At 50.6% G+C, this 25,075-nt stretch carries 37 protein-coding genes; 34 read left to right on the top strand and 3 right to left on the bottom strand.

The features are described from left to right. Positions 1 to 14 precede the first annotated feature (14 nt). Together FDZ78_RS02880 and metG are read right to left on the bottom strand one after the other, a co-directional pair. A complete protein-coding gene (locus tag FDZ78_RS02880) occupies positions 15 to 1,052 on the bottom strand; it encodes an asparaginase (RefSeq protein ID WP_107031205.1) in 1,038 nt (345 codons plus the stop codon). A gap of 133 nt (positions 1,053 to 1,185) precedes the next feature. Beyond that, complete coding sequence (gene metG / locus FDZ78_RS02875) at positions 1,186 to 3,231, bottom strand: methionine--tRNA ligase (RefSeq protein WP_124075593.1); 2,046 nt, start codon at positions 3,229 to 3,231, stop codon at positions 1,186 to 1,188. Positions 3,232 to 3,671: 440 nt separating this feature from the next. Here metG and rpsL point away from each other — a divergent pair, with 440 nt between their 5' ends. From rpsL to FDZ78_RS02705, 34 genes are all read left to right on the top strand, one after another. Continuing rightward, a complete protein-coding gene (rpsL, locus tag FDZ78_RS02870; protein ID WP_016562585.1) occupies positions 3,672 to 4,055 on the top strand; it encodes a 30S ribosomal protein S12 in 384 nt (127 codons plus the stop codon). A 180-nt stretch (positions 4,056 to 4,235) separates the two neighbouring features. After that, positions 4,236 to 4,712 carry a 30S ribosomal protein S7 gene (gene rpsG / locus FDZ78_RS02865; RefSeq protein ID WP_107031207.1) on the top strand — a complete coding sequence of 159 codons (477 nt, stop codon included), beginning with the start codon at positions 4,236 to 4,238 and terminating at the stop codon, positions 4,710 to 4,712. 41 nt (positions 4,713 to 4,753) lie between these two features. Further along, complete coding sequence (gene fusA, locus FDZ78_RS02860) at positions 4,754 to 6,880, top strand: elongation factor G (protein WP_107031208.1); 2,127 nt, start codon at positions 4,754 to 4,756, stop codon at positions 6,878 to 6,880. Between the two features lie 26 nt (positions 6,881 to 6,906). Continuing rightward, a complete protein-coding gene (gene rpsJ / locus FDZ78_RS02855) occupies positions 6,907 to 7,212 on the top strand; it encodes a 30S ribosomal protein S10 (RefSeq protein WP_107031209.1) in 306 nt (101 codons plus the stop codon). Between the two features lie 82 nt (positions 7,213 to 7,294). Next, the gene (gene rplC, locus FDZ78_RS02850; RefSeq protein WP_107031210.1) at positions 7,295 to 7,912 is read left to right on the top strand and encodes a 50S ribosomal protein L3; all 618 of its coding nucleotides are present in this window, start codon (positions 7,295 to 7,297) and stop codon (positions 7,910 to 7,912) included. Further along, positions 7,912 to 8,532 (top strand): 50S ribosomal protein L4, encoded by a 621-nt coding sequence (gene rplD / locus FDZ78_RS02845; protein ID WP_123398560.1) that lies wholly within the window; start codon positions 7,912 to 7,914, stop codon positions 8,530 to 8,532. The genes rplC and rplD overlap by 1 nt, the downstream gene beginning before the upstream one ends. A gap of 25 nt (positions 8,533 to 8,557) precedes the next feature. Beyond that, positions 8,558 to 8,848, top strand: coding sequence for a 50S ribosomal protein L23 (rplW, locus tag FDZ78_RS02840; RefSeq protein WP_107031212.1), 291 nt, complete (start codon positions 8,558 to 8,560; stop codon positions 8,846 to 8,848). Between the two features lie 5 nt (positions 8,849 to 8,853). Continuing rightward, positions 8,854 to 9,681, top strand: coding sequence for a 50S ribosomal protein L2 (gene rplB, locus FDZ78_RS02835; RefSeq protein ID WP_107031213.1), 828 nt, complete (start codon positions 8,854 to 8,856; stop codon positions 9,679 to 9,681). A 27-nt stretch (positions 9,682 to 9,708) separates the two neighbouring features. After that, complete coding sequence (gene rpsS / locus FDZ78_RS02830) at positions 9,709 to 9,978, top strand: 30S ribosomal protein S19 (RefSeq protein ID WP_107031214.1); 270 nt, start codon at positions 9,709 to 9,711, stop codon at positions 9,976 to 9,978. Between the two features lie 54 nt (positions 9,979 to 10,032). Further along, on the top strand, positions 10,033 to 10,443 hold the full coding sequence (gene rplV / locus FDZ78_RS02825) for a 50S ribosomal protein L22 (RefSeq protein WP_107031215.1): 411 nt from the start codon (positions 10,033 to 10,035) through the stop codon (positions 10,441 to 10,443). A 3-nt stretch (positions 10,444 to 10,446) separates the two neighbouring features. Beyond that, positions 10,447 to 11,181 carry a 30S ribosomal protein S3 gene (rpsC, locus tag FDZ78_RS02820; protein ID WP_107031216.1) on the top strand — a complete coding sequence of 245 codons (735 nt, stop codon included), beginning with the start codon at positions 10,447 to 10,449 and terminating at the stop codon, positions 11,179 to 11,181. Positions 11,182 to 11,205: 24 nt separating this feature from the next. Then, a complete protein-coding gene (rplP, locus tag FDZ78_RS02815; RefSeq protein ID WP_107031217.1) occupies positions 11,206 to 11,637 on the top strand; it encodes a 50S ribosomal protein L16 in 432 nt (143 codons plus the stop codon). A gap of 6 nt (positions 11,638 to 11,643) precedes the next feature. Beyond that, positions 11,644 to 11,841, top strand: a complete 198-nt coding sequence (rpmC, locus tag FDZ78_RS02810; RefSeq protein WP_107031218.1) for a 50S ribosomal protein L29 — start codon at positions 11,644 to 11,646, stop codon at positions 11,839 to 11,841. 17 nt (positions 11,842 to 11,858) lie between these two features. After that, entirely contained in the window at positions 11,859 to 12,116 is a 258-nt protein-coding gene (rpsQ, locus tag FDZ78_RS02805; protein ID WP_107031219.1) for a 30S ribosomal protein S17, read from the top strand. Between the two features lie 3 nt (positions 12,117 to 12,119). Further along, positions 12,120 to 12,488: a 50S ribosomal protein L14 gene (rplN, locus tag FDZ78_RS02800; protein ID WP_107031220.1), complete on the top strand. Its 369-nt coding sequence runs from the start codon at positions 12,120 to 12,122 to the stop codon at positions 12,486 to 12,488. 31 nt (positions 12,489 to 12,519) lie between these two features. Further along, a complete protein-coding gene (gene rplX, locus FDZ78_RS02795; protein WP_107031221.1) occupies positions 12,520 to 12,840 on the top strand; it encodes a 50S ribosomal protein L24 in 321 nt (106 codons plus the stop codon). Further along, entirely contained in the window at positions 12,840 to 13,391 is a 552-nt protein-coding gene (rplE, locus tag FDZ78_RS02790; protein ID WP_107031222.1) for a 50S ribosomal protein L5, read from the top strand. The genes rplX and rplE overlap by 1 nt, the downstream gene beginning before the upstream one ends. A 9-nt stretch (positions 13,392 to 13,400) precedes the next feature. Continuing rightward, positions 13,401 to 13,670: a 30S ribosomal protein S14 gene (gene rpsN, locus FDZ78_RS02785; RefSeq protein ID WP_107031223.1), complete on the top strand. Its 270-nt coding sequence runs from the start codon at positions 13,401 to 13,403 to the stop codon at positions 13,668 to 13,670. 241 nt (positions 13,671 to 13,911) lie between these two features. After that, entirely contained in the window at positions 13,912 to 14,310 is a 399-nt protein-coding gene (gene rpsH / locus FDZ78_RS02780; RefSeq protein ID WP_107031224.1) for a 30S ribosomal protein S8, read from the top strand. Between the two features lie 21 nt (positions 14,311 to 14,331). After that, entirely contained in the window at positions 14,332 to 14,889 is a 558-nt protein-coding gene (gene rplF / locus FDZ78_RS02775; RefSeq protein WP_123398558.1) for a 50S ribosomal protein L6, read from the top strand. 16 nt (positions 14,890 to 14,905) lie between these two features. After that, complete coding sequence (gene rplR / locus FDZ78_RS02770; RefSeq protein ID WP_107031226.1) at positions 14,906 to 15,247, top strand: 50S ribosomal protein L18; 342 nt, start codon at positions 14,906 to 14,908, stop codon at positions 15,245 to 15,247. Positions 15,248 to 15,252: 5 nt separating this feature from the next. Then, the gene (rpsE, locus tag FDZ78_RS02765; protein ID WP_136409046.1) at positions 15,253 to 15,771 is read left to right on the top strand and encodes a 30S ribosomal protein S5; all 519 of its coding nucleotides are present in this window, start codon (positions 15,253 to 15,255) and stop codon (positions 15,769 to 15,771) included. A gap of 15 nt (positions 15,772 to 15,786) precedes the next feature. Continuing rightward, positions 15,787 to 15,966, top strand: a complete 180-nt coding sequence (rpmD, locus tag FDZ78_RS02760; RefSeq protein WP_107031228.1) for a 50S ribosomal protein L30 — start codon at positions 15,787 to 15,789, stop codon at positions 15,964 to 15,966. Positions 15,967 to 15,990: 24 nt separating this feature from the next. Further along, the gene (gene rplO / locus FDZ78_RS02755; protein WP_136409045.1) at positions 15,991 to 16,437 is read left to right on the top strand and encodes a 50S ribosomal protein L15; all 447 of its coding nucleotides are present in this window, start codon (positions 15,991 to 15,993) and stop codon (positions 16,435 to 16,437) included. Between the two features lie 17 nt (positions 16,438 to 16,454). Continuing rightward, positions 16,455 to 17,804 carry a preprotein translocase subunit SecY gene (gene secY, locus FDZ78_RS02750; protein ID WP_107031230.1) on the top strand — a complete coding sequence of 450 codons (1,350 nt, stop codon included), beginning with the start codon at positions 16,455 to 16,457 and terminating at the stop codon, positions 17,802 to 17,804. Between the two features lie 37 nt (positions 17,805 to 17,841). Beyond that, positions 17,842 to 18,624: a type I methionyl aminopeptidase gene (map, locus tag FDZ78_RS02745; protein ID WP_107031231.1), complete on the top strand. Its 783-nt coding sequence runs from the start codon at positions 17,842 to 17,844 to the stop codon at positions 18,622 to 18,624. A 38-nt stretch (positions 18,625 to 18,662) separates the two neighbouring features. Then, positions 18,663 to 18,881 (top strand): translation initiation factor IF-1, encoded by a 219-nt coding sequence (gene infA / locus FDZ78_RS02740; protein WP_107031232.1) that lies wholly within the window; start codon positions 18,663 to 18,665, stop codon positions 18,879 to 18,881. A gap of 41 nt (positions 18,882 to 18,922) precedes the next feature. Continuing rightward, complete coding sequence (gene rpmJ / locus FDZ78_RS02735) at positions 18,923 to 19,039, top strand: 50S ribosomal protein L36 (RefSeq protein WP_016562612.1); 117 nt, start codon at positions 18,923 to 18,925, stop codon at positions 19,037 to 19,039. Positions 19,040 to 19,204: 165 nt separating this feature from the next. Further along, positions 19,205 to 19,585 (top strand): 30S ribosomal protein S13, encoded by a 381-nt coding sequence (gene rpsM, locus FDZ78_RS02730; protein WP_107031233.1) that lies wholly within the window; start codon positions 19,205 to 19,207, stop codon positions 19,583 to 19,585. A 9-nt stretch (positions 19,586 to 19,594) separates the two neighbouring features. Then, positions 19,595 to 19,984, top strand: a complete 390-nt coding sequence (gene rpsK, locus FDZ78_RS02725; RefSeq protein ID WP_107031234.1) for a 30S ribosomal protein S11 — start codon at positions 19,595 to 19,597, stop codon at positions 19,982 to 19,984. A gap of 359 nt (positions 19,985 to 20,343) precedes the next feature. Next, positions 20,344 to 20,949 (top strand): 30S ribosomal protein S4, encoded by a 606-nt coding sequence (gene rpsD, locus FDZ78_RS02720; protein ID WP_107031235.1) that lies wholly within the window; start codon positions 20,344 to 20,346, stop codon positions 20,947 to 20,949. Between the two features lie 17 nt (positions 20,950 to 20,966). Continuing rightward, the gene (locus tag FDZ78_RS02715; protein WP_107031236.1) at positions 20,967 to 21,959 is read left to right on the top strand and encodes a DNA-directed RNA polymerase subunit alpha; all 993 of its coding nucleotides are present in this window, start codon (positions 20,967 to 20,969) and stop codon (positions 21,957 to 21,959) included. Between the two features lie 8 nt (positions 21,960 to 21,967). Continuing rightward, positions 21,968 to 22,465 (top strand): 50S ribosomal protein L17, encoded by a 498-nt coding sequence (gene rplQ, locus FDZ78_RS02710; protein ID WP_107031237.1) that lies wholly within the window; start codon positions 21,968 to 21,970, stop codon positions 22,463 to 22,465. Between the two features lie 230 nt (positions 22,466 to 22,695). Further along, positions 22,696 to 23,019, top strand: coding sequence for a hypothetical protein (locus FDZ78_RS02705; protein WP_136409044.1), 324 nt, complete (start codon positions 22,696 to 22,698; stop codon positions 23,017 to 23,019). A gap of 150 nt (positions 23,020 to 23,169) precedes the next feature. Here the strand turns inward: FDZ78_RS02705 and FDZ78_RS02700 are convergent, their stop codons facing one another. Next, positions 23,170 to 24,549, bottom strand: a complete 1,380-nt coding sequence (locus tag FDZ78_RS02700) for a sugar MFS transporter (protein ID WP_136409043.1) — start codon at positions 24,547 to 24,549, stop codon at positions 23,170 to 23,172. Between the last annotated feature and the right edge of the window lie 526 nt (positions 24,550 to 25,075).

Here is a 25,075-nt window from a genome sequence, read left to right as displayed (position 1 = left end):
TTTTTGCGGCGCGGCTACAGTGTGACCTCGCCGCAGAGATCAGTGTTAAGGCGTGTAGCCACGGCTGAAGGTGTCAGTCCGAGGCCGAACAGATACATCAGTTTGGTTATTGCTGCTTCTGAGGTCATGTCATGGCCGGAAATCACACCTGCGTTGGCCAGCTTGTCGCCTGCCACGTAGCGCCTGTGGTGCACACCTCCGTTCACGCACTGAGTGACATTGACAATCACTACTCCCCGTTGCACTGCCTGAGCTATTTCCTCGATAAACCATCCGGCTGTCGGAGCGTTGCCTGCTCCGTATGTGCGCAGTACAATGCCCTTTACTCCAGGAGCGTTCAGAAGATAGCGGAGGGTCTGCTGTGTCATGCCGGGGTAGAGCTCGATAAACATCACGTTGGAGTCCATGCGGGTGTTGAGCTGCAAAGGTGTCTTTGCTTTTGGACGCCACAGAGCCTCTTCTGAAAAGTGTATTCCAAGGCCTATTTTTGCCAGCTGCGGATAGTTGTTGCTCTTGAAGGCATTGAAGTTGTCGGCACTCATTTTGGTAGAGCGGTTTCCGCGCCAGAGATAGTTCTCGAACAGGATAGCTACTTCCTGGACCATCGGAGACCCGTCAAAAGTAGTGGCGGCTGCAATCTGCAGGGCGGTTATGAGGTTTTCTTCTCCGTCGGTGCGCACTTCTCCGATGGGGAGCTGCGAGCCGGTGATAATGACCGGCTTGTGGAGATTGCCGAGCATGAATGAAAGAGCCGAGGCCGTGTAGGCCATTGTGTCGGTGCCGTGGAGAACTACGAAACCGTCATATTCGTCATAATGCGAGGCTATGGCATTTGATATCTCCGCCCATCCTGACGGATTCATATCGCTTGAGTCTATCGGGGTGAACTGGATGTTGTCGATATGATAGTCGAGCATCTTGATTTTGGGCACATTGTCTATGAGGTGCGAGAAGTCAAAAGGCTGCAGGGCATGGGTTTCTGGATTTTCGATCATTCCGATCGTTCCGCCTGTGTATATGATCAGGAGTCGTGGTTTTCTTCTGGCTGTCATTTAACTGTTGTTTTTTAAACGACCTGTTGATAAAGAATGCTTTTGGGGGGAGAATTGAAAAATCCGGGAGGGGAGGGAAGCCCAACCCTCTCGGATTTCATATTGCTGTGTGGGGACGGTCGGCGCATGAGCCTTAGCCGATCTTGGCGCCGGGAGCTACTGCAGCCGAGGGGCTGAGAAGCACTATGGAACCGTCGGAGTTCTCGGCAGAAAGAATCATGCCTTCAGACACAATGCCTTTGAGTTTGCGGGGAGGGAGGTTGGCTATGAAGCAGACCTGTTTGCCTACCAGTTCTTCGGGCTTGTAGTATTTGGCTATGCCTGAAACAATGGTGCGTTTTTCCAATCCGTCGTCAATGAGGAAGCGCAGGAGTTTGTCGGCCTTGGGGACTTTCACGCATTCAAGTACGGTGCCCACTCGGAGATCACAGGCGGCGAAGGTGTCGAATTCCACATCCTTGGCCTGAGGCTCTGCTTTCCAGGCGGCTGCTTCGTTGGCTTTCTTTGTATCGGCGAGGCGTTTGAGCTGGGCTTCGATCTGGCTGTCTTCGATTTTGTCGAAAAGCAGTTCGGGAGTGGCGAGTGTGGTGCCGGCGGAAATGATGTCAAGCTTTCCGAGCATGTCCCATGTGAGTTTTCCGCTGAGGCCGAGCATCTTGGCGAGCTTTTCAGACATGAAAGGAGTGAAGGGCTCGAATGCCACAGCGATGTTGGCGCAGAGCTGGAGAGCTATGTTGAGAATTGTCTTCACGCGCTCCATGTCGGTCTTGGCGAGTTTCCAGGGTTCGGTTTCCTGCAGATAGCGGTTGCCGAGACGGGCTATTTCCATGGCCTGCTTGAGGGCTTCGCGGAAATGGAATGTCTCAAGTGCGGCTGTCAGGGCCTCTGTGGCGGTGCCGAGTTCGGTTGCAAGGAGGGTGTCGGTTTCTGTCAGCATTCCTGCGGCCGGAACTTCACCGTTGAAATATTTGTGGGTCAGAACCATTGCGCGGTTCACGAAGTTGCCGAGGATGGCCACGAGTTCGTTGTTGTTGCGGGCCTGGAAGTCTGCCCATGTGAAGTCGTTGTCCTTTGTCTCAGGTGCGTTGGCGGTGAGAACATAGCGAAGCACATCCTGCTTGCCGGGGAAGTCATTGAGATATTCGTGAAGCCACACGGCCCAGTTGCGTGACGTGGAGATCTTGTCGCCTTCGAGGTTAAGGAATTCGTTGGCCGGGACGTTGTCGGGCAGCTGGAAGTTATCGCCGTAGGCCATCAGCATCGAGGGGAAGACGATGCAGTGGAAGACGATGTTGTCTTTGCCGATGAAGTTGATGATGCGGCTTTCCGGATCTTTCCAGTATTTTTCCCATGAGTCAGGGAGGAGTTCCTTGGTATTGGAGATATAGCCGATCGGAGCGTCGAACCATACGTAGAGCACTTTACCTTCAGCTCCTTCAACCGGAACGGGCACACCCCAGTTGAGGTCGCGGCTCACGGCACGGGGCTGGAGTCCGGCATCAAGCCATGATTTGCACTGTCCGTAGACGTTTGTTTTCCATTCTTTGTGGCCTTCAAGTATCCATTCGCGCAGTTTGGGTTCCCACTTGTCAAGGGGGAGATACCAGTGGGTGGTCTCGCGCATTTTCACCGGTTCGCCTGTGAGGGCCGAACGGGGATTGATGAGGTCAGTGACGTTGAGCGATGAGCCGCAGGCTTCGCACTGGTCACCGTAGGCGTTTTCATTGTGACAGCGCGGGCAGGTGCCGACCACATAACGGTCGGCGAGAAATTCTCCGGTTTTTTCATCATATGGCTGCTGTGCGGTCTGCACGGAGAATTCGCCTTTATCATAAAGGTGGCGAAAAAATTCGGAAGCAGTCTTGTGATGGAGTTCGGAAGTGGTTCTTGAATAGATATTGAAGCTTACTCCGAGTTCTTCAAGCGAATCTTTTATGATGTTGTGGTAGCGGTCTACGACCTGTTGCGGGGTGATGCCTTCTTTTCTGGCACGGAGTGTGATGGGCACACCGTGTTCATCGCTGCCGCCGACCATGACTACGTCCTGGCCGCGCATACGCAGATAGCGGGCATAAATATCGGCCGGAACATATACGCCGGCAAGATGTCCGATATGCACAGGCCCGTTGGCATAGGGCAGGGCTGTGGTGATGAGGGTTCGCTTGAATTTTCTTTCCATTGATTTATGGTGGCTTGGCTTTTTAACGTATTGGGCCGTGGAAACGGCCGTGTTTTTATTTAAGGTGCAAAATTAATGGTTATGTAGGAAAAACACAATAAAGAAGCGAAAAAATAAAATAAGGGTTGTGGTTGCATTTGGGGTGCGATTGTGAGTGTGGGCTTGCCGCATGGCATCCGGCCGTGAGGATGCTGCGGATTTTTTGCACGGTTCAGATGAAAAATTAGCGCAAATCCGGCGCAAATCCGGTGATGCGAAAATTATTTTGGAAATGTTTGGTAGTTAGGAAAATAAGTTGTAATTTTGCATCGCTTTTAAGAACGGCTTGTCGTCACGGCTGCGTTAACTACTTGGTAATTAGCGGGGTTGATGGCGGGAAGCGCGTAATAAACAGTCAAATATACTACTATTCATTATTAAATAAATCAAAAGAAAGCAAGATGCCTACTATTCAGCAATTAGTAAGAAAAGGTCGCGTGGCTCTTGAAGATAAGAGCAAGTCACCCGCACTTGATTCATGCCCCCAGCGTCGTGGCGTGTGTGTGCGTGTGTACACCACCACTCCCAAAAAGCCTAACTCGGCTATGCGTAAGGTGGCTCGTGTGCGCCTGACCAACGGTAAGGAAGTCAACAGCTACATCCCCGGTGAAGGCCACAATCTTCAGGAACACTCAATCGTGCTTGTACGCGGTGGTCGTGTGAAAGACCTTCCCGGTGTGCGTTATCACATCGTTCGCGGCACGCTCGATACCAGCGGCGTTAAGGACCGTACTCAGCGTCGCAGCAAGTATGGTGCCAAGCGTCCCAAGGCTGCGAAGAAGTAATTAAGCGCAAGCCCTTTTCTGAAGACAAAAATTAAATTAAAAACAGAGTCGTTAAACCCTCGTTTTTGATTTGACTGGAAGGCTAAATCACAGGTTGAGTAAATGGCGCCCGGAGGGGCGGCCGTTGAAGATTAAAGATGCAGCAACCAAGCAACCAAAAACAAAACATTTCCTCAAAAAATGAGAAAAGCAAAACCTAAGAAGCGGGTGATTCTTCCCGATCCCGTGTTTAATGATGTGAGAGTGTCGAAATTCGTCAACCACCTGATGTATGACGGAAAGAAGAATACTTCTTATACTATTTTCTACTCCGCTCTCGATCTCGTGAAGAACAAACTTCCCAATGAAGAGAAAACCGCTCTTGAGATTTGGAAAAAAGCTCTTGAAAATGTGACTCCTCAGGTAGAGGTTAAGTCACGTCGTGTCGGTGGTGCGACATTCCAGGTTCCTACTGAAATCCGTCCCGACCGCAAGGAATCTATCTCGATGAAAAACCTGATCCTCTACGCCCGCAAGCGCGGTGGCAAGACAATGGCTGAGAAGCTCGCTGCCGAAATCGTAGACGCATTCAACGACCAGGGCGGTGCTTACAAGCGCAAGGAAGATATGCACAAGATGGCCGAGGCTAACCGCGCATTCGCTCACTTCCGTTTCTAAGCCTATATTAATTTCATTCATTTAGATTCACACAAATCAAAATGGCTAAATCAGACGCACATTTAAAATATACGCGTAATATCGGTATCATGGCTCACATCGATGCCGGTAAGACCACAACTTCCGAGCGTATTCTTTTCTACACCGGTCTTACTCACAAGATCGGCGAAGTTCACGATGGCGCTGCCACTATGGACTGGATGGAACAGGAACAGGAACGTGGTATCACAATTACTTCTGCCGCTACCACCACTTTCTGGAAGTATGCCGGCGATCAGTTCAAGATCAACCTTATTGACACTCCGGGACACGTTGACTTCACTGTGGAAGTTGAACGTTCGCTCCGTGTGCTTGACGGTGCGGTAGCTACTTTCTGCGCCGTAGGTGGTGTTGAACCCCAGTCTGAAACCGTATGGCGCCAGGCTGACAAATACAATGTGCCCCGTATCGGTTATGTGAACAAGATGGACCGTTCGGGCGCGAACTTCTTTGAAGTTGTCCGCCAGCTTAAGGATGTTCTCGGAGCAAATCCCTGTCCCATTCAGATACCTATCGGAGCTGAAGAAACTTTCAAGGGTGTGGTTGACCTCATCCAGATGAAGGCTATCTTTTGGCACGATGAATCAATGGGTGCTGACTATACCTTAGAGGAAATCCCCGCCGGTCTCGCTGAAGAGGCTGAAGAATGGCGTGACAAGATGCTCGAAAAGATCGCCGAATTCGATGACGCTCTTATGGAGAAGTACTTCGACGATCCTTCTACCATCACTGAGGAAGAAATTCGTCGCGCTCTCCGCAACGCAACTCTCAAGATGGAAGTCGTTCCCATGATCTGCGGTTCTTCATTCAAGAACAAAGGTGTACAGTGTCTCCTTGACTCTGTCTGCGCATATCTCCCCAGCCCCGTTGACTCAGGTGCCGTTGAAGGAACAAATCCTGAAGATCCCGACAAGGTTGAGACCCGCGAGCCTTCATCAGACGCACCCATGTGTGCTCTCGCATTCAAGATTGCCACTGACCCCTATGTAGGCCGTCTGACCTTCTTCCGTGTCTACTCAGGTGATGTTGTAGCCGGTAGCTACGTCCTCAACAGCCGTTCAGGTAAAAAGGAACGTGTCAGCCGTCTGTTCCAGATGCACTCCAACAAGCAGAATGCAAAAGAATCTATCGACTGCGGCGATATCGGCGCTGGCGTAGGTTTCAAAGATATCCGCACCGGTGACACCCTTTGCGACGAAAATCATCCTATCGTACTTGAAGCAATGGAATTCCCCGATCCCGTTATCGGTATCGCAGTTGAACCCAAAACTCAGAAAGACCTTGACAAACTCGGTGTCGGCCTGCAGAAGCTTGCAGAAGAAGACCCCACCTTCCGCGTTGAGACAAACGAAGAAACCGGACAGACAGTCATCTCAGGTATGGGTGAGCTTCACCTCGATATCATCATCGACCGTCTCCGTCGCGAATTCAAGGTTGAATGTAACCAGGGCCGTCCGCAGGTTACTTACAAGGAAGCTATCACCAAGCCTGTAGAGCTTCGCGAGGTGTTCAAGAAGCAGACCGGTGGCCGCGGTAAGTTCGCCGATATCATCGTTCGTGTAGAACCAGTTGACGAAGGCTTCGAAGGAAACCTCCAGTTTGTCGATGAAGTCAAGGGCGGTAACATTCCCAAGGAATTCATCCCCTCTATCCAGAAAGGTTTCACCGCAGCTATGAAGAACGGTGTGCTCGCCGGCTTCCCCGTAGATCAGCTCAAGGTTACAGTCATCGACGGTTCTTTCCACCCGGTTGACTCTGACCAGCTTTCATTCGAGCTTTGTGCCATCCAGGCATTCAAGAAAGCATCTGAAAAAGCCGGTCCCGTGCTTCTCGAACCGATCTTCAAAGTAGAGGTAGTAACTCCCGAAGAAAGCATGGGTGATGTTATTGGTGACCTCAACAAGCGTCGCGGTCAGGTTGAAGGTATGGAAACCAGCCGTTCTGGCGCACGCATCGTGAAGGCCAAGGCTCCTCTTGCCGAAATGTTCGGTTATGTGACAGCCCTCCGTACAATCACTTCAGGCCGTGCAACATCGACCATGACATTCAGCCACTATGCAGAGGTAAGCAACTCGATCGCAAAGAACGTGCTCACCGAATGCCAGGGCCGTGTTGACCTCATCAAGTAAGACAAACACTTTCATTCAACAAAGATATGGACCAAACAATCAGAATCAAACTTAAATCCTACGACTACAACTTGGTTGACAAGTCGGCTGAGAAGATTGTGAAGACCGTAAAAGCAACAGGTGCTGTGATCAGCGGACCTATTCCCCTGCCCACCCACCGTCGCGTTTTCACCGTCAACCGTTCGACCTTCGTCAACAAGAAATCGCGCGAGCAGTTCCAGCTCTCGTCCTACAAGCGTCTGATCGACATCCACAACTCTACCGGCAAGACCGTAGACGCGCTGATGAAACTCGAACTCCCCTCAGGCGTAGAAGTAGAAATCAAAGTCTGATCATTAAACACTCAGACATCAAAGGATTCAAGTAATCACAAACAACTCCCACAATCAGTTCACATTTTTAAATCAAAGAGAAATGCCAGGATTATTAGGAAAGAAAATCGGAATGACATCCGTTTTCAGTGCCGACGGCAAGAATGTGCCGTGCACTGTTATCGAAGTAGGCCCCTGCGTAGTTACTCAGATTAAAACGGCTGAAAAAGACGGTTACGAGGCCGTGCAGCTTGGTTTCACTGAAAAGAAAGACAAGCACACCACTGCCCCTATGGCCGGTCACTTCAAAAAAGCCGGAGTAGCTCCCCAGCGCCACTTGGCCGAGTTCAAAGGATTTGACGGCGAGTACAAACTCGGTGATACCATCACAGTCGATCTCTTCAACGAGAATGACTTCGTTGACATTCAGGGTACCTCGAAGGGTAAAGGCTTCCAGGGTGTGGTAAAACGTCACGGTTTCGGTGGCGTAGGCCAGAGCACTCATGGTCAGCACAACCGCCTTCGCGCTCCCGGTTCGGTCGGCGCCTGCTCTTACCCCGCTAAAGTATTCAAAGGAATGCGTATGGCAGGCCAGATGGGCAACGAGAAAGTGACAATTCAAAACCTCCAGGTGCTCAAAGTGATCGCAGACCACAATCTGCTCCTCATCAAGGGCTCAATCCCCGGAAGTAAAGGTTCAATCGTTTTAATTGAGAAATAATGGAAGTCGCAATTTACAATATCAAAGGTGAAGACACCGGTCGCAAAGCACAGCTCAGCGACGAAGTTTTTGCAGTAGATGCAAACGAGCACGCCGTTTATCTCGATGTGAAGCAGTATCTCGCCAACCAGCGTCAGGGTACTCACAAGTCCAAAGAACGTAGTGAAGTTTCAGGTTCTACCCGCAAGCTCCACAAGCAGAAAGGCGGCGGCGGCAGCCGTATCGGTGACATCAACTCTCCGGTACTTGTCGGTGGCGGACGTGTTTTCGGTCCCCGTCCCCGTGACTACCGCTTCAAGTTGAATAAGAAAGTGAAAGCGCTCGCCCGCAAAAGTGCGTTGACCTATAAAGTACAGGATTCACAGCTCATCGTCGTTGAAGACTTCAACTTCGAAGCTCCGAAAACTAAAGATTTTGTAAATTTTACTAAAAATCTTAAAGTTGAAGGCAAAAAGGTGCTCCTCGTTTTACCGGGTCAGAATAAAAACGTAACTTTGTCTGCCCGAAATGTGCCCGATGCCAAAACCATCGACGCTTCGGCGCTTAACACTTACGCGCTCATGAACTCTAACGCTGTCATCCTCACGGAGAGTAGCCTTGATTTCATTAACAAACTTTAACCTCATATACGAGAAAACATAGACAATGGAAATTTCAATCAAACCCATCGTAACAGAGAAGGCAAACAATCTCATCGAGAAGCTGAACCGTTACACCTTCGCCGTTTCTCCTGAGGCTAACAAGTATCAGATCAAGTCGCTCGTCGAGAATCTCTACGGCGTGAAAGTAGTCCGCGTAAACACCATCAATGTCCGCAGCAAGAACAAGTCTCGCTGGACCAAGAGCGGTCTGCTCCGTGGCAAGACCACCGCTTGGAAAAAAGCACTTGTAACCCTTGCCGAAGGACAGAATATTGACTTCTATAGCAATATCTAAATAAAATGGCAGTAAGAAAATTCAAGCCCACAACACCGGGGCAGAGACACAAAGTTATCGGTGTATTCAAAGGTACCATCACTGCTACTACACCGGAAAAATCTCTTACAGTCGGTAAAAAAGCCTCCGGCGGCCGTAACGCCGAAGGTCATCTCACCACCCGCTACCTTGGTGGTGGCCACAAGCGCAAATACCGCATCATTGACTTTAAGAGAACCAAAGACGGTGTTCCCGCTGTAGTAAAGAGCATCGAGTACGATCCTAACCGTTCGGCCCGCATCGCCCTCCTTTACTACAAAGACGGTGCTAAAGCCTATATCATTGCACCCAACGGCTTAAAAGTTGGTGATGTGCTTCTTTCAGGCGCTGATGCCCAGCCTGAGGTAGGTAACTGCCTCCCGCTGGCCAACATCCCTGTAGGTACGCTCATCCACAACATTGAGTTGCGTCCTGGCCAGGGCGCTTTCATGGCCCGCTCGGCAGGCACATTCGCCCAGCTGATCTCGCGTGAAGGCACCTACGCCATCGTTAAATTACCTTCGGGTGAAACCCGCAAGATCCTCGCCGCATGCCGCGCCACTGTTGGCGTTGTCGGCAACTCCGAGCACTCACTCGAACGCTCCGGCAAAGCCGGCCGTTCACGCTGGCTCGGCCGTCGTCCCCGCAACCGCGGCGTAGTAATGAACCCTGTCGATCACCCGATGGGTGGTGGTGAAGGCCGCGCTTCAGGTGGTCATCCCCGTTCTCGCAAGGGCCTCTACGCTAAGGGTCTCAAGACTCGTGCCCCGAAGAAACATTCTTCGAAGTACATTATTGAAAGAAGAAAAAAGTAATCTGATTTAACATTAGCAACACTTATCATGAGTCGTTCATTAAAAAAAGGCCCCTTTATCAGCGTGAAGCTCGAAAAGAAGGTCGCTGCAATGGAAGAGAGCGGTAAGAAATCGGTTATCAAGACTTGGAGCCGTGCATCAATGATCGCCCCCGAATTTGTAGGACACACTTTCGCAGTTCACAACGGTAACAAATTTATCCCTGTCTACGTTACTGAAAACATGGTAGGCCACAAGCTTGGCGAGTTCGCTCCCACACGTACCTTCCGTGGTCACTCCGGTAACCGCAAGAAATAAATTGGGCCCTGATATAACTAATTCATTTGTAAAAAAGAAAAGAATTACAATAAAATGGGTGTAAGAAAAAGAAATTCAGCCGACCTCAGGAAAGCCGAACAGAAAACGGTAGCTTTCGCAAAGCTCACCAACATCCCCACCTCGCCCCGCAAAATGCGCCTTGTCGCTGACATGGTGCGCGGCGTAGAGGTTAACCGTGCGCTCGGCATCCTTAAGTTCTCTAATAAGGAAGCGGCTGCCCGCCTCGAAAAGCTCCTCCGTTCGGCTATCGCAAACTGGGAAGCTAAAAACGAACGTAAAGCCGACGCCGGCGAGCTTTACATCAGCACTATCTTTGTAAACTGTGCTCCTATGCTCAAGCGTCTGCGCACCGCTCCCCAAGGCCGCGGCTATCGTATCCGCAAACGCGCAAACCACGTCACATTGATTGTTGACACAATTGATAACAAAAACGCTAAAGCTTAACAAATGGGACAGAAAGTAAATCCAATCAGCAATCGCTTGGGAGTTATCCGTGGATGGGACTCTAACTGGTATGGCGGTAAGAAATACGGCGATACTCTGCTTGAGGACTCAAAACTCCGCAAGTATCTCAATGTCCGCCTTGCAAAGTCAAGCGTTTCGCGCATCGTCATCGAGCGCACCATGAAGCTCATCACCATCACTGTCTGCACTTCACGCCCCGGTCTGATCATCGGCAAGGGCGGCTCTGAAGTCGACAAGCTGAAAGAAGAGCTCAAGAAGATCACCGACAAGGATGTCCAGATCAACATCTATGAAGTAAAACGCCCCGAACTCGACGCTCAGATCGTAGCATCGACCATCGCCCGCCAGATCGAAGGCAAGATCGCCTATCGCCGTGCAGTCAAGATGGCAGTAGCCTCTACAATGCGCGCCGGTGCCGAAGGCATCAAGGTTCAGATCTCAGGCCGTCTCAACGGCGCAGAAATGGCTCGTTCGGAAATGTTCAAGGAAGGCCGTACTCCGCTCCACACACTCCGTGCCGACATCGACTACGCACTGGTCGAAGCCCACACAAAGGTAGGTGTGATCGGTGTGAAGGTTTGGATCTGCCGTGGCGAAGTTTACGGCAAGCGTGACTTGGCTCCCCAGTACACTTCAAACCAGAAGGAATCTCGCGGTGCAGCTTCAAATGGCGCTCCCCGTCGCGGCGGTTTCCGCAAACCCAAAAACAACCGTTAAACCCACAATTGATTCAACAAAACAATGTTACAACCCAAGAAAACCAAATTTCGCCGCGCGCAAAAAGGCCGCATGAAAGGCATTGCGCAGCGTGGCAACCAGTTGGCCTTCGGTTCGTTCGGCATAAAGACCCTGGAGTCTAAGTGGATCACCGGTCGCCAGATTGAAGCCGCCCGTATTGCAGTAACCCGTTACATGCAGCGTCAGGGACAGATTTGGATCCGCATCTTCCCGGATAAACCCATCACCAAGAAACCCGCAGAGGTCCGAATGGGTAAAGGTAAAGGTGCTCCCGAAGGATTCGTAGCCCCCGTAACCCCCGGCCGCATAATCATAGAGGTTGAAGGCGTATCTTACGACATCGCTAAGGAAGCCCTCCGCCTCGCAGCTCAGAAACTCCCCGTGACCACAAAATTCGTTGTGCGCCGCGACTATGACCCAACCCAAAATGTGTAACCCGTCATGAAGAAAGAATCATTCACTGAAGTGAGCACTCAGGATCTCCGCGACCGCCTGGCTGTGATGGAGAAGGACTATGCCCAGCTCAAGATCAACCACGCCATCTCGCCCCTTGACAGCCCCGCTAAGATTACACATGCTCGCAAGGCTATCGCCCGCGTCAAGACCGAGTTGCGTCAGCGCGAACTTAACAACAAATAAACTCCCCCTTAAATAAAATGGAAAAGAGAAATTTAAGAAAAGAACGTATCGGGGTTGTTTCGAGCAACAAGGGTGACAAGACCATCACTGTAATGGTGAAATGGAAAGAGAAGCACCCCATTTATGGCAAATTTGTCAACAAAACAAAGAAATATCACGCCCACGACGAGAAGAATGAATGTTCCATCGGCGACACTGTACGCCTCATGGAAACTCGTCCCCTCAGCAAGACCAAACGCTGGCGCCTCGTGGAAATCATCGAAAAAGTGAAGTAAACTATGATACAGACTGAAAGCCGTTTAACCGTAGCCGACAACAGTGGCGCAAAAGAAGCGCTCTGCATCCATGTACTGGGTGGCACCGGCCGTCGTTATGCCTCTGTAGGTGACATCATTGTCGTTTCCGTCAAGAGCGTCATCCCTTCATCAGACGTTAAGAAAGGCACAGTGTCGAAGGCAGTGGTTGTCCGCACCAAGAAGGAAATCCGCCGTCCCGACGGTTCATATATCCGTTTTGATGACAACGCCTGTGTGCTCCTCAACAACGCCGGCGAACTCCGCGGAACCCGTATCTTCGGCCCCGTAGCCCGCGAACTCCGCGCTGCCAACCAGATGAAAATCGTCTCACTCGCACCCGAAGTCCTCTAATCATTCTTAACCGTCAAAAACATTAAACGTAATGAGCAAATCACATATCAAAAAAGGCGACATCGTCTATGTTCTTGCCGGCGAAGACCGTGGCAAGGAGGGTCGTGTGCTCAAGGTGCTCGTGCAGAAGCAGAAAGCCCTCGTTGAAGGCATCAACATGGTGACCAAGGCCACCAAGCCCAACGCACAGCATCCCCAGGGAGGTCTCATCAAGATGGAAGCTCCCGTCCACATCTCCAATCTTTCTCTCATCGACCCCAAATCTGGCAAGCCGACCCGCATCAGCTGCCGTCGCAACGAGAAAGGTGAATTAGTACGAATCTCTAAAAAATCAGGAGAGGAAATTAAGTAATGAGCACCCAGACAGTTAAAAAAGACTACCAGGAACGCATCGTTCCCGCCCTGACCGAGAAATTCAGCTACACCACTCCGATGCAGGTGCCCAAGCTGAAGAAAATTGTAATCAATCAGGGCCTTGGCGCAGCTACTCAGGACAAGAAAGTCATCGAGACAGCAATCAACGAGCTCACAGCCATCACCGGCCAAAAAGCAGTTGCTACTCTCTCCCGCAAGGACATCTCTAACTTCAAACTCCGTAAGAAGATGCCCATCGGTGTGATGGTTACTCTCCGTCGTGAGAAAATGTATGAATTCCTCGAACGCCTCATCCGCGTGGCCCTCCCCCGTATCCGCGACTTCAAGGGTATCGAGAGCAAGCTCGACGGCCGTGGCAACTACACCCTCGGTATCACTGAGCAGATCATCTTCCCCGAAATCAACATCGACTCGATCAGCAAGCTCATGGGTATGAACATCACCTTCGTTACTTCAGCCAACACTGACGAAGAAGGTTATGCTCTTCTCAAGGAATTCGGTCTCCCTTTCAAAAACGCTAAAAACTAAGCATCCGCTATGGCAAAAGAATCAATGAAGGCTCGCGAAGTAAAACGCGCAAAGCTCGTCGCAAAATATGCCAAGAAGAAAGCCGAACTCAAGGCCGCAGGTGACTACGAAGCTCTCCAGCTTCTTCCCAAGAACGCCTCTACAGTCCGTCTTCACAACCGTTGCTCGATCACCGGTCGTCCCAAAGGCTACATGCGTCAGTTTGGCATTTCGCGTATCCAGTTCCGCGAGATGGCTTCAGCCGGCCTCATCCCCGGTGTGAAGAAAGCTTCCTGGTAAAAAATCCCCCTTACCAGTCCAGATCCCATCAAGAGAGTCGACGGCCAGAGAGTCGTTACCTCTAAGCGGTCAGGCCCATCGTCAAAGCCGAAAAAGTTACTCCAGACCCTCTCCGGCATCCGACAGGCACCCGCGGTCGTCCTCTTCTTTCCCTCTCTCTCCCCTCAACCAAACTCCGACCAATCACAGTGAGTATTAAATATTGTTGGGAAAATCCCAATCAATTTAAACATTTTTCAAAATGACTGATCCTATAGCAGATTATCTGACAAGATTGAGAAATGCAATCAAGGCCAACCATCGCGTGGTCGAGATTCCTGCCTCAAACTTGAAGAAAGAGATCACAAAGATTCTCTTCGAACAAGGCTACATCCTCAACTACAAGTTCGAGGAAGGCGAAAATCCCGCGGGCACAATCAAGATCGCCCTCAAGTACGATCCCGTTGACAAGGTCAACGCAATCAAGAGCCTTGAGCGCGTTTCGCGTCCCGGTCTCCGCCGTTATACCGGCTACAAAGATATGCCTCGTGTGTTGAACGGACTCGGCATCGCCATCCTCTCAACCTCGAAGGGTGTGATGACTAACAAGAAGGCCCGCGACCTCAAGATCGGTGGCGAGGTCCTTTGCTACGTTTACTAATCAATAAGGAGGATACAAATTATGTCACGTATAGGTAAAGCTCCCATTGAAATCCCCGCCGGTGTCCAGGTAACAGTCGGCCAGGATAACACAGTAACCGTAAAAGGTCCCAAAGGCACCCTTTCACAGAAAGTAAATTCCGACCTCCAGGTAGCAGTCGAAGACGGCCACATCGTTGTCACCCGTCCTTCTGACGATCGCGAACACCGCGCACAGCACGGTCTCTACCGCGCACTCATCCACAACATGGTTGTCGGCGTTTCCACAGGCTATCGCAAGGAAATGGAATTAGTAGGTGTGGGTTACCGCGCCGCCGCAACCGGCCAGGTGCTTGAGCTCTCGCTCGGCTACTCACACGCCATATATATCAAGCTTCCCCCCGAAGTGAAAGTAGAGGCCAAGAGCGAGCGTAACAAAAACCCGCTCATCATCCTCGAAAGCGATGACAAGCAGCTTCTCGGTCAGGTTTGCGCCAAAATCCGCTCTCTCCGCAAGCCCGAACCCTACAAGGGCAAAGGTATCAAGTTTGTGGGCGAAATTATCCGTCGCAAGTCGGGTAAGTCGGCAAGTGCTAAATAATTAAATTGATTCAAAAATGGTTTCTAAGATACAACGCAGAACTAAAATCAAGGCCCGCATCCGCGGGAAGATTTCCGGCACCGCCGCTCGTCCCCGCATGTCGGTTTTCCGCAGCAACAAGCAGATCTATGTCCAGCTCATCGACGACCTCGCAGGCACAACTCTTTGCGCCTCATCTTCAAAGGGCATCGAAGAGGGCACCAAGTGTGAAATCGCAGCCAAGGTTGGCGAGGCTATCGCTCAGAAAGCTCTTGCAGCCGGTATCACCGAAGTGGTTTTCGACCGCAACGGCTACCTTTTCCATGGCAGAGTTAAATCATTGGCTGACGCCGCACGCAAAGGCGGCCTTAAATTCTAAAGAATATGGCTACTAAGAACAATAAAGTTAAATCCACCAACGATCTCGAACTCAAGGATCGTCTCGTCGCCATCAACCGCGTCACCAAGGTTACCAAAGGTGGCCGCACATTCACTTTCGCAGCCATCGTTGTTGTCGGAAATGAAAACGGCATCGTAGGCTGGGGCCTCGGAAAAGCCAATGAAGTTCAGGCCGCAATCGCAAAAGGCGTTGAAGCTGCCAAAAAGAACCTCATCAAGGTTCCTGTTCATCGCGGAACAATCCCCCACGAACAGATCGCCAAATTCGGCGGTTCACGCGTAATCCTCAAACCCGCAAGCCACGGTACCGGTGTAAAAGCCGGTGGTGCGATGCGTGCCGTTCTTGAGAGCGTAGGCGTGACTGACGTCCTTGCAAAATCAAAGGGTTCTTCCAACCCTCACAACCTCGTAAAGGCAACCATCGCCGCCCTCGGCGAAATGCGCTCACCCGCTCAGGTTGCACAGAACCGCGGTATCTCTATCGACAATGTGTTTAACGGCTAATCATCCATATATCAGATGGCAAAAATTAAAATCACCCAGATTAAGAGCCGCATCAACGCTCCCGCAGTGCAGAAGCGCACTCTCGACGCCCTCGGCTTGAAAAAAATGCATCACTCAGTAGTCCTTGAGGACACCCCCTCAGTGATGGGTATGGTTAAAGCAGTACGCCACTTGGTAGAAGTGACCAACGCCTAATTTCTAAAAATCATTAACACAACTATGGATTTAAGCAATTTAAAACCAGCTGTAGGCTCCGTCCAGAAGAAAACCCGTATCGGCCGTGGCGCCGGTTCCGGCAAGGGTGGAACATCTACCCGTGGTCACAAGGGTGCCAAATCACGTTCAGGCTACAGCCGCAAAATAGGTTTTGAAGGTGGTCAGATGCCTCTTCAGCGCCGTCTCCCCAAATTCGGTTTCAAACCCCTCAACCGCACCGAATACAAAGCTGTCAATCTTGTTGATCTCGAACGTCTCGCCGAGACTGCCGGAATCGAAAAGATCGGCGTAGCCGAACTCGTTGCAGCAGGCCTCATCAACGGCAAGCAGCCAGTCAAGATCCTCGCGACAGGCAAGCTTACCAGGATACTCGCTGTTGAGGCCAATGCATTCTCCGCAGCCGCAGAGAAAGCAATCGTTGAAGCCGGAGGCTCAGTAACCAAAATTTAATCCCCCTTCTCCTCGAAATGAGATTTATTGAAACAATTCGTAACATCTGGACCATTGAGGAACTGAGAAAGCGTATTCTTGTCACCCTCCTGCTGGTGCTCGTCTATCGTCTCGGCTGCTACGTAGTCCTTCCCGGTATTTCGCCGGAGGATCTCGACGCCCTGTCGAAGTTCACCAACAAGAGCGGCCTCATGCAACTCCTTGACATGTTCTCAGGAGGCGCCTTCTCTCAGGCCTCGATCTTCGCTCTCGGCATCATGCCCTACATCACTGCATCAATCGTGATACAGCTGCTCGGCATGGTACTCCCTTCCTTCCAGAAGCTCCAGAGCGAAGGCGAGAGCGGCCGCCAGAAGCTCAGCCAGTACACCCGTTATCTGACTGTGCTTATCCTGCTGCTCCAGGGTCCTGCATATCTTGTAAATCTCCAGGTTCAGGTGAGCGCCGCCACAGGCGGTGCCACCATGGGCTTCTGGACATTGGCATTCCTTACAGTAATCCTTGCAGCCGGCTCCATGTTCATCATGTGGCTCGGTGAGCGCATTACAGACCGCGGCATCGGCAATGGTATCTCCTTCATCATCCTTGTAGGTATCATTGCACGTCTTCCGGGAGCGCTCTTCTACGAATTCACAAGCCGTCTTCCGGGTGCCACCGGCAGCCAGGGCGGTCTCATCATGTTCGTAGTTGAAATTCTCCTGCTCTTCGCAGTCACCGTAGGTGCAGTCCTTCTCGTGCAGGGAACACGCAAGGTGCCCGTACAGTACGCCAAGCGTATTGTCGGCAATCGCCAATACGGAGGTGCCCGCCAGTACATCCCCCTGAAAGTAAACGCCGCCGGCGTGATGCCCATCATCTTCGCCCAGGCAATCATGTTCATCCCCATCACTCTCGCCGGATTCGGCAGCTCAGAGAGCTCATCGGGATTCTACGCCGCTTTCTCGGACATCAACGGATTCTGGTACAATCTTGTCTACTTCATCCTCATCGTGGCATTCACCTACTTCTACACCGCCATCACAGTGCGTCCCACCCAGATGGCAGAGGACATGAAGCGCAACAACGGCTTCATCCCCGGTGTGAAGCCTGGAAAGAAAACCGCAGAATATCTCGACTCGATCATGTCGCGCATCACTCTTCCCGGTTCACTCTTCCTCGGCATCGTGGCCATCCTCCCTGCATTCGCACGCTTCTTCGGCATCAGCCAGAACTTCGCGCAATTCTTCGGAGGCACATCACTGCTCATCCTTGTCGGTGTCGTTCTTGACACCCTCCAGCAGATCGAAAGCCACCTGATGATGCACCACTATGACGGACTCATGAAGGACGGCAAGATCAAAGGCCGCACCACCGGTTCAGCCTATTAATACCCGTCTCGATTACCGCTGATTCATTCTTCAATAAATGATCTATCTTAAGACACCCGAAGAAATCGAAAAAATGCGACAGGCATCCACGCTTGTGAGCCGCACACTTGGCGAAGTCGCCAAGTGGGTGGCTCCGGGCGTGACTACCCGTCACCTTGACAACATTGCCCGCGAATTCATGCGCGACAATGGAGGCAAGCCCGCATGTCTCGGTTACGGAGGGTTTCCCGGCACACTCTGCATCGAAGTCAACGAGACAGTAGTCCACGGATTCCCCTCCGGCTACGAACTCCGCGACGGAGATATAATCGGCATCGACACCGTGGTCGAACTTGACGGATACCACGGAGACATGTGCTACACTTTCCCCGTAGGAGAGATCGCCCCCGAAGTGCTCGCACTCTGCAAAGTCACCAAGGAATCTCTCTACAAAGGAATCTCGGCAGCCCAGGAAGGAAAACGCATCGGCGACATCGCCAACACAGTCCAGACCTACTGCGAGCGTCACGGCTACAGTGTAGTGCGTGAAATGTGCGGACACGGCATCGGACGCAAAATGCATGAAGACCCTGAAGTCCCTAACTACGGACGCCGTGGTTGCGGACCCGTACTGAAAAAGGGCATGTGCATCTGCATCGAACCCATGATCAACCTCGGCAGCCGCAACATCGTCATCGAAAAAGACGGCTGGCAGTGCCGCACAAAAGACCGCAAACCCTCCGCCCACTATGAACACACCATAGTCATAGACCCGGAAGGCCCGCAGATCCTCACCACATTCGACTACATCGAAGAAGCTCTCGGAGACAGATTCATTTAACAAACAACCCAACCGATATTTCATCATCGAAATAAAATATGGCAAAACAAGCAGCAATCGAACTTGACGGAACCATCGTCGAAGCCTTGTCAAACGCAATGTTCCGCGTCGAACTTGAAAACGGGCACGAAATCACAGCCCACATCTCAGGCAAGATGCGCATGCACTACATCAAGATCCTTCCCGGCGATAAAGTGAAAGTGGAAATGTCGCCCTACGACCTCTCTAAAGGCCGCATCGCATTCCGCTACAAATAAAACATCCAGAAATAATCATCTTCAATACAACAGATAAACCAATGAAAGTAAGAGCTTCAGTCAAAAAGCGCACTCCAGACAGCAAAATCGTGCGCCGCAAAGGACGTCTTTACGTCATCAACAAGAAAAACCCCAAATACAAGCAGCGCCAAGGTTAATCGGTCCGGATCACAAAGATAGACTGAAAGTCATTATAGAAACCTATTAGTTAATATTTCTCAATGATTTCTAATAAGTGTTTCGAAATGACTGAAAGCCTATTTTAAGATCGCTGAAAAAGTATTACCTTTGCAAAAATTTTAGTCAAGTAATCAAGTAATTATATGGCAGTAAGAATTGTGGGAGTTGACCTCCCCCAGAACAAAAGAGGTGAAATCGCCCTGACCTATATTTTTGGTATCGGCCGTAGCGCAGCCAAGTCAATCCTTGACAAGGCAGGCGTTGACGTGAATATCAAGGTCAAGGACTGGACCGACGATCAGGCAGCCAAAGTTCGTGAAGTAATCGGCGCCGACTACAAGGTTGAAGGTGACCTCCGCAGCGAAATTCAGCTCAACATCAAACGTCTTATGGACATCGGATGCTATCGTGGCATTCGTCATCGTAACGGTCTCCCCGTGCGTGGTCAGAGCACCAAAAATAACGCCCGTACACGCAAGGGTCGCAAGAAAACTGTTGCAAACAAGAAAAAAGCTACTAAATAATAAACGAAAATGGCAAAAAAGACAGTCGCAGCAAAGAAAAGAAACGTCAAGGTTGACGCCGCCGGTCAGCTTCACGTTCACTCGTCTTTCAACAACATCATTGTGTGCTTAGCCAACTCTGAAGGTCAGGTAATTTCCTGGTCATCCGCTGGCAAGATGGGTTTCCGTGGCTCAAAGAAGAACACTCCCTACGCAGCCCAGATGGCCGCTCAGGATTGCGCCAAAGTAGCCTATGACCTCGGTCTCCGCAAAGTGAAGGCCTATGTCAAAGGTCCCGGCAACGGCCGTGAATCAGCAATCCGCACCGTGCATGGCGCAGGAATCGAAGTTACTGAAATCGTTGACGTAACTCCGCTGCCCCACAACGGATGCCGTCCTCCCAAGCGTCGTCGCGTATAATATCCGCCCAGACCTCGCTCGACCGGAGTCCGGTGGCCGGCTCAGCTCTCACTTTCAGAATCAAAATATCAAATGAGCCGCCGCAAACCGGAAACCCGGCAACAAGGTAAATTTTGATTATTCAATTTTTTCCAACTCCTTTTCAGATCCAAAGACGATCTGCGAGCTTCTGCCTCCACGAACCGGACGGAGAAGACCGGATGGCTGAGTGAAAGCCATGATGACTCTTCAGTGAAATAGACCACATCTTTTATTCACCTCTCTGTGGTCGCGGCTGTCACCCCGGAATTCATCAGTTTTCATCATCAGCCGCAGAATCGGAGCCACTGAAAAGGAAACAACATCAAACAAAAACAGAAATGGCAAGATACACAGGTCCCCGCACCAAAATCGCCCGTAAGTTTGGCGAACCCATCTTCGGTGAAGATAAAGTCCTCGCCAAGAAAAATTATCCTCCGGGCCAGCACGGACTCAACAAAAGAAGAAAAACTTCTGAGTACGGTGTCCAGCTCCGCGAGAAGCAGAAAGCCAAATACACCTACGGCGTTCTCGAAAAGCAGTTCCACAACCTCTTCGACAAAGCATCACGCGCTAAAGGTATCACCGGTGAGATCCTCCTTCAGCTTCTTGAAGGCCGTCTCGACAATGTAGTTTATCGTCTCGGTATCGCACCCACCCGCGCAGCAGCCCGTCAGCTTGTGCTCCACCGCCACATCGTGGTCAACGGCAAAGTTGTCAACATCGCATCTTACGCAGTTAAGCCCGGCGATGTAATCGGTGTCCGTGAAAAGTCAAAGTCTCTCGAAGTAATTTCCGACGCACTCGCCGGATTCAATCACAGCAAATATCCTTGGCTCGAATGGGATGAGAACATTAAGGCCGGTAAATTCCTCCATGTTCCCGCCCGTGAAGACATCCCTGAGAACATCAAAGAACAGCTTATCGTCGAGTTGTATTCTAAATAATAATTAAATCAAGATCCATGGCTATTTTAGCATTCCAGAAACCCGACAAAGTCCTCATGTTGGAAGCCGATAATCATTTCGGTAAATTTGAGTTTAAGCCATTGGAACCGGGATATGGTATAACCATTGGCAACGCCCTGCGTCGCATCCTTCTCTCCTCCCTCGAAGGTTTCGCCATCTCGTCGATCCGCGTTGACGGAGTGAAACACGAGTTTGACACTATCCCCGGCGTCAAGGAAGATGTCACAAACATCATTCTTAACCTCAAGAAAGTAAACCTTAAGCAAAAGGTTGAAGATACCGACTTCGAAAAAGCCTCCATCACTGTGTCAGGTCAGGAAGAGTTCACAGCCGGTGACATTGGCAAAGTCCTCTCAGGATTTGAAGTCCTGAATCCAGATCTTGTCATCTGTCATTTGGATCCGAGCGCCAGCTTCACTATCGACCTCACAATCAACAAAGGTCGCGGTTGGGTTCCCGCCGAGGAAAACCGCAATGCAAACGACGCTATTGATGTCCTCGCCATCGACTCGATCTACACCCCGATTCAGAATGTGAAATACACAGTGGAGAACTTCCGCGTTGATCAAAAGACCGACTACGACAAGCTCACACTTGAAATCACCACCGACGGATCAATTCTTCCGAAAGACGCTCTCAAAGAAGCAGCTAAAATTCTCATCTATCACTTCATGCTCTTTTCCGATGAAAAGATCACTCTTGAAACGGACGAAACTGACGGTGAAGAAGAATTTGATGAAGAAGTACTCCACATGCGCCAGCTCCTCAAGAGCAAGCTTGTGGATATGGACCTCTCAGTCCGCGCTCTCAACTGCCTCAAGAGCGCCGAGGTTGAAACCCTTGGTGAACTCGTGGTCTTCAACAAGACCGACCTCCTGAAATTCCGTAACTTCGGCAAGAAGTCACTCACCGAACTCGATGAACTTCTTGCAAACCTCAACCTCTCCTTCGGAATGGATATTTCCAAATATAAACTTGATAAAGAGTAATTATAACGATGAGACACAATAAAAAATTCAATCACCTCAGTCGCAAGAAGGCTCATCGCGACGCTCTGCTCGCCAACATGACGATTTCGCTGATCATGCACAAACGCATCTTCACAACTCTCGCCAAGGCCAAAGCTCTCCGCGTCTATGCTGAGCCCCTGATCAACCGCGCTAAGGAAGACAGCACTCCCAACCGCCGTCTGGTTTTCGCTCATCTCCAGAATAAGGAGGCTGTGACTGAACTCTTCCGCGAAATCGCTCAGAAGATCGCTAACCGCCCCGGTGGTTACACCCGCATCCTCAAAACAGGCAACCGTCTCGGTGACAACGCCAAGACTTGCTTCATCGAACTCGTAGACTACAACGAAAACATGCTCAAGGACAACGGCGGCAAGAAACAGACCCGCACCCGTCGTTCTCGTCGTGGCGCCAAGAACGCAGCTCCCGCAGCTGAAGCTCCCGCCCAGGCAGAAACGCCTGCAGCAGAAGCTCCCGCAGCTGAATAATCTGAAGCTGACAACGAGATTCATTTATAAAAATTTCACCGGATTCCTCCCAGAGGAACATCCGGTGAAATTTTTTTATTATATTTATGTCCGTATCCCTGCGATATTCCGGCCGGAAAATTTTCCGGCTCGCAATTTTTGACTCTCGGCAGCCCTTAAAAGAGTCTGTCTGGGTTTAGATGTGTGGTACTGAGTGATTTATGTAACCTAAAAAATACGGCATCTGCATAATGAAAATGTTTACCTCCGGCGAAAGGCGAGGCCTCATCCTGCTTGCCTTGATTCTGCTGCTGCTTGGAGCGGCACTTGCGATCAGTGACCGTCGTCACGATCGCAATAGTGACATGTCAAATCCTGAGGTCATAGCCGCAGATGAAGCAGGGGCGCAGAAAGATCAACAGACCGTTCATCCGGATACGCTTCCAGGCAAAGACAATAAAGAAGATCCGGGCAAAAGGGTAGGGCGCAGGAAGAAATCAGACCATAAGAAATCCGGCAAGTTTCTCCGTCAGTCACCGCCGCCACGGCGTCCCTTGGACCAGCCTGTGAATTGACGGCTCAAGAAAGAAGCATCCGGGCAACAGGGCATAAAATAGAATCGCATCCGCAATGAGGTCGGAGACCCTCGGCGCGGATGCGATTTTATTGTAATGTATGTGCGTGTCGCGGACACGTGGAGCGAAGTCTGCTCCGCTCAATCCTGATTACAGATTGCGGGGATCGATTTCTTCATCGACGGGAATGTCTGTATTGACATTCTTCGAGCCAACAAGGCCGTAGAAAAGCAGATAGGCAAGCATTGCTACCACCAGCCAGTAGGAAGCCATATAGCCGATGCTGTTGGCAATGGCGTTCTGAACGAGAGGCATGATGCCGCCGCCTACCACCATCATCATGAATATGCCGGAAGCCTGGGCGGTATATTTACCGAGGCCCTCCACCGCAAGGTTGAAAATGCCGCCCCACATGATGGAAGTGCAAAGGCCGCAGAGAATAAGCAGGAAGGCGCTGACAGGCACTTCGGCTCCACCTTCATAGAGGAATTCAGGCACGGGGAGTGTGCTTTCCTTGGGGATAAAGATGGCAAGGATGATAAGCACTATCGCTGTGCATGAAACGGCTATGAGCTGTGTGCGTGACGAAACGGCTCCGCTGATGAAACCTGAAAGTGTACGGCCCACGAGCATGAACAGCCAGTAGATAGCCACGATCGCACCTGCGATGGTTGATGCCTGGCCTACCACGCCGGCGCCGTTGGCAGTCTGATCGGCAAGATAGAAATTGAGGGTGCCGGGGATGCCGACTTCAATACCTACATAGAAGAAAATGCCGATTACGCCAAGCACTGTGTGGCGGAAGTTCCAGGGAGAGTGTGAATACTTGACTTTCTTTCCGGAAGTAGTGTTCGGTTCAGGTATAGCGACGAATGACAGGATCACGAAAGCCACCGCAAAGATGCCGATACCGATGAAAAGAAGCGGATTGACATCTCCGATCTGGGTCTTGTCGGTGAGAACGCCGATGAGCATACCGACGAAGAACGGGGTCATTGTGCCGGAGAAGGAGTTGAGCGCACCGCCGAACTGCAGCAGCTGGTTGCCCTTGTTGCCGCCGCCGCCGAGAAGGTTGAGCATCGGGCAGACAACCGTGTTGAGCATACAGACGCAGAAACCGCATATGAATGCGCCGAGCAGATAGATGAAGAAGTTGAGAGTGATGGGGAAAGAGTGTGCCACACCGTCAGCATTTGTAGAATTAAAGGTGGTCACAACAGTGTCTGTCCCTACGCTGCTTGACAGGAACTGGACGAAAAGGCCGACGATGCCGACAGCCAGGGCCCAGAGAGCCGTTTTCTTGTAGCCGATTTTGACGAGCAGGTTTCCGGCAGGAATGCCCATAAACAGATAAGCTGCGAAGTTCATCATGTTGCCCATCATGCCGAGCACTGAATTTCCTTCAAACTGATAGCCCCAGATTGTACCGATCGGAGCTGCAAGGTTGGTAACGAACGAGATCATGGCGTAGATGAAAAACATCACGACTATAGCCACTATTCGCCCGTTGTTCTTTACGGTAGTTTCCATTTGTTGATTTTTGGTAGAAGAAAAATTATGTAATAAAAGAATTTGTTTTTCTTGCGAGCCTTAGAAATTTGTGTTGGTGGAAATATGGTTTGTATGACCGATAGTTTCATGACACAGCAAAGATAACCATTCTTTTTTAATAAATTTATCATATTGCGGATAATTATAGGTTTTGATTGCCTTTTCGCGTAAATTTTTTGTCTAATCCTATGACTCAGGGTGGCTTATTGTATATTTGACAGAGAGGATCAGGGCGTTCGGACAAGCTCCGGCATACAATATCATGACCGGCTGAAATGATTGCAGGAAGGATGGCGGACAGGTGTTTTATTGGCGTTTTCACAAAAAAATGTAGAGTTTTTGTTGTCATTTCGACAATATTGCCTAAATTTGTAACGCAATTCTTCATAAAACAGACAGTTCAGTGCATGATTCCGCCCGATTGGGCATTGTAGAATCAACTGACAGATTATATTCTCATGCCAAAGCGGCATAGCAAACCATCTCTGCGACATAGAAACATATG

It is taken from the genome of Duncaniella sp. B8, from assembly GCF_005304985.1.
In the GTDB taxonomy this organism is placed as follows: domain Bacteria; phylum Bacteroidota; class Bacteroidia; order Bacteroidales; family Muribaculaceae; genus Duncaniella; species Duncaniella muris.
Note: the sequence above shows the minus strand (reverse complement) of the source record. Positions and strands in the feature narration are given on the sequence as shown.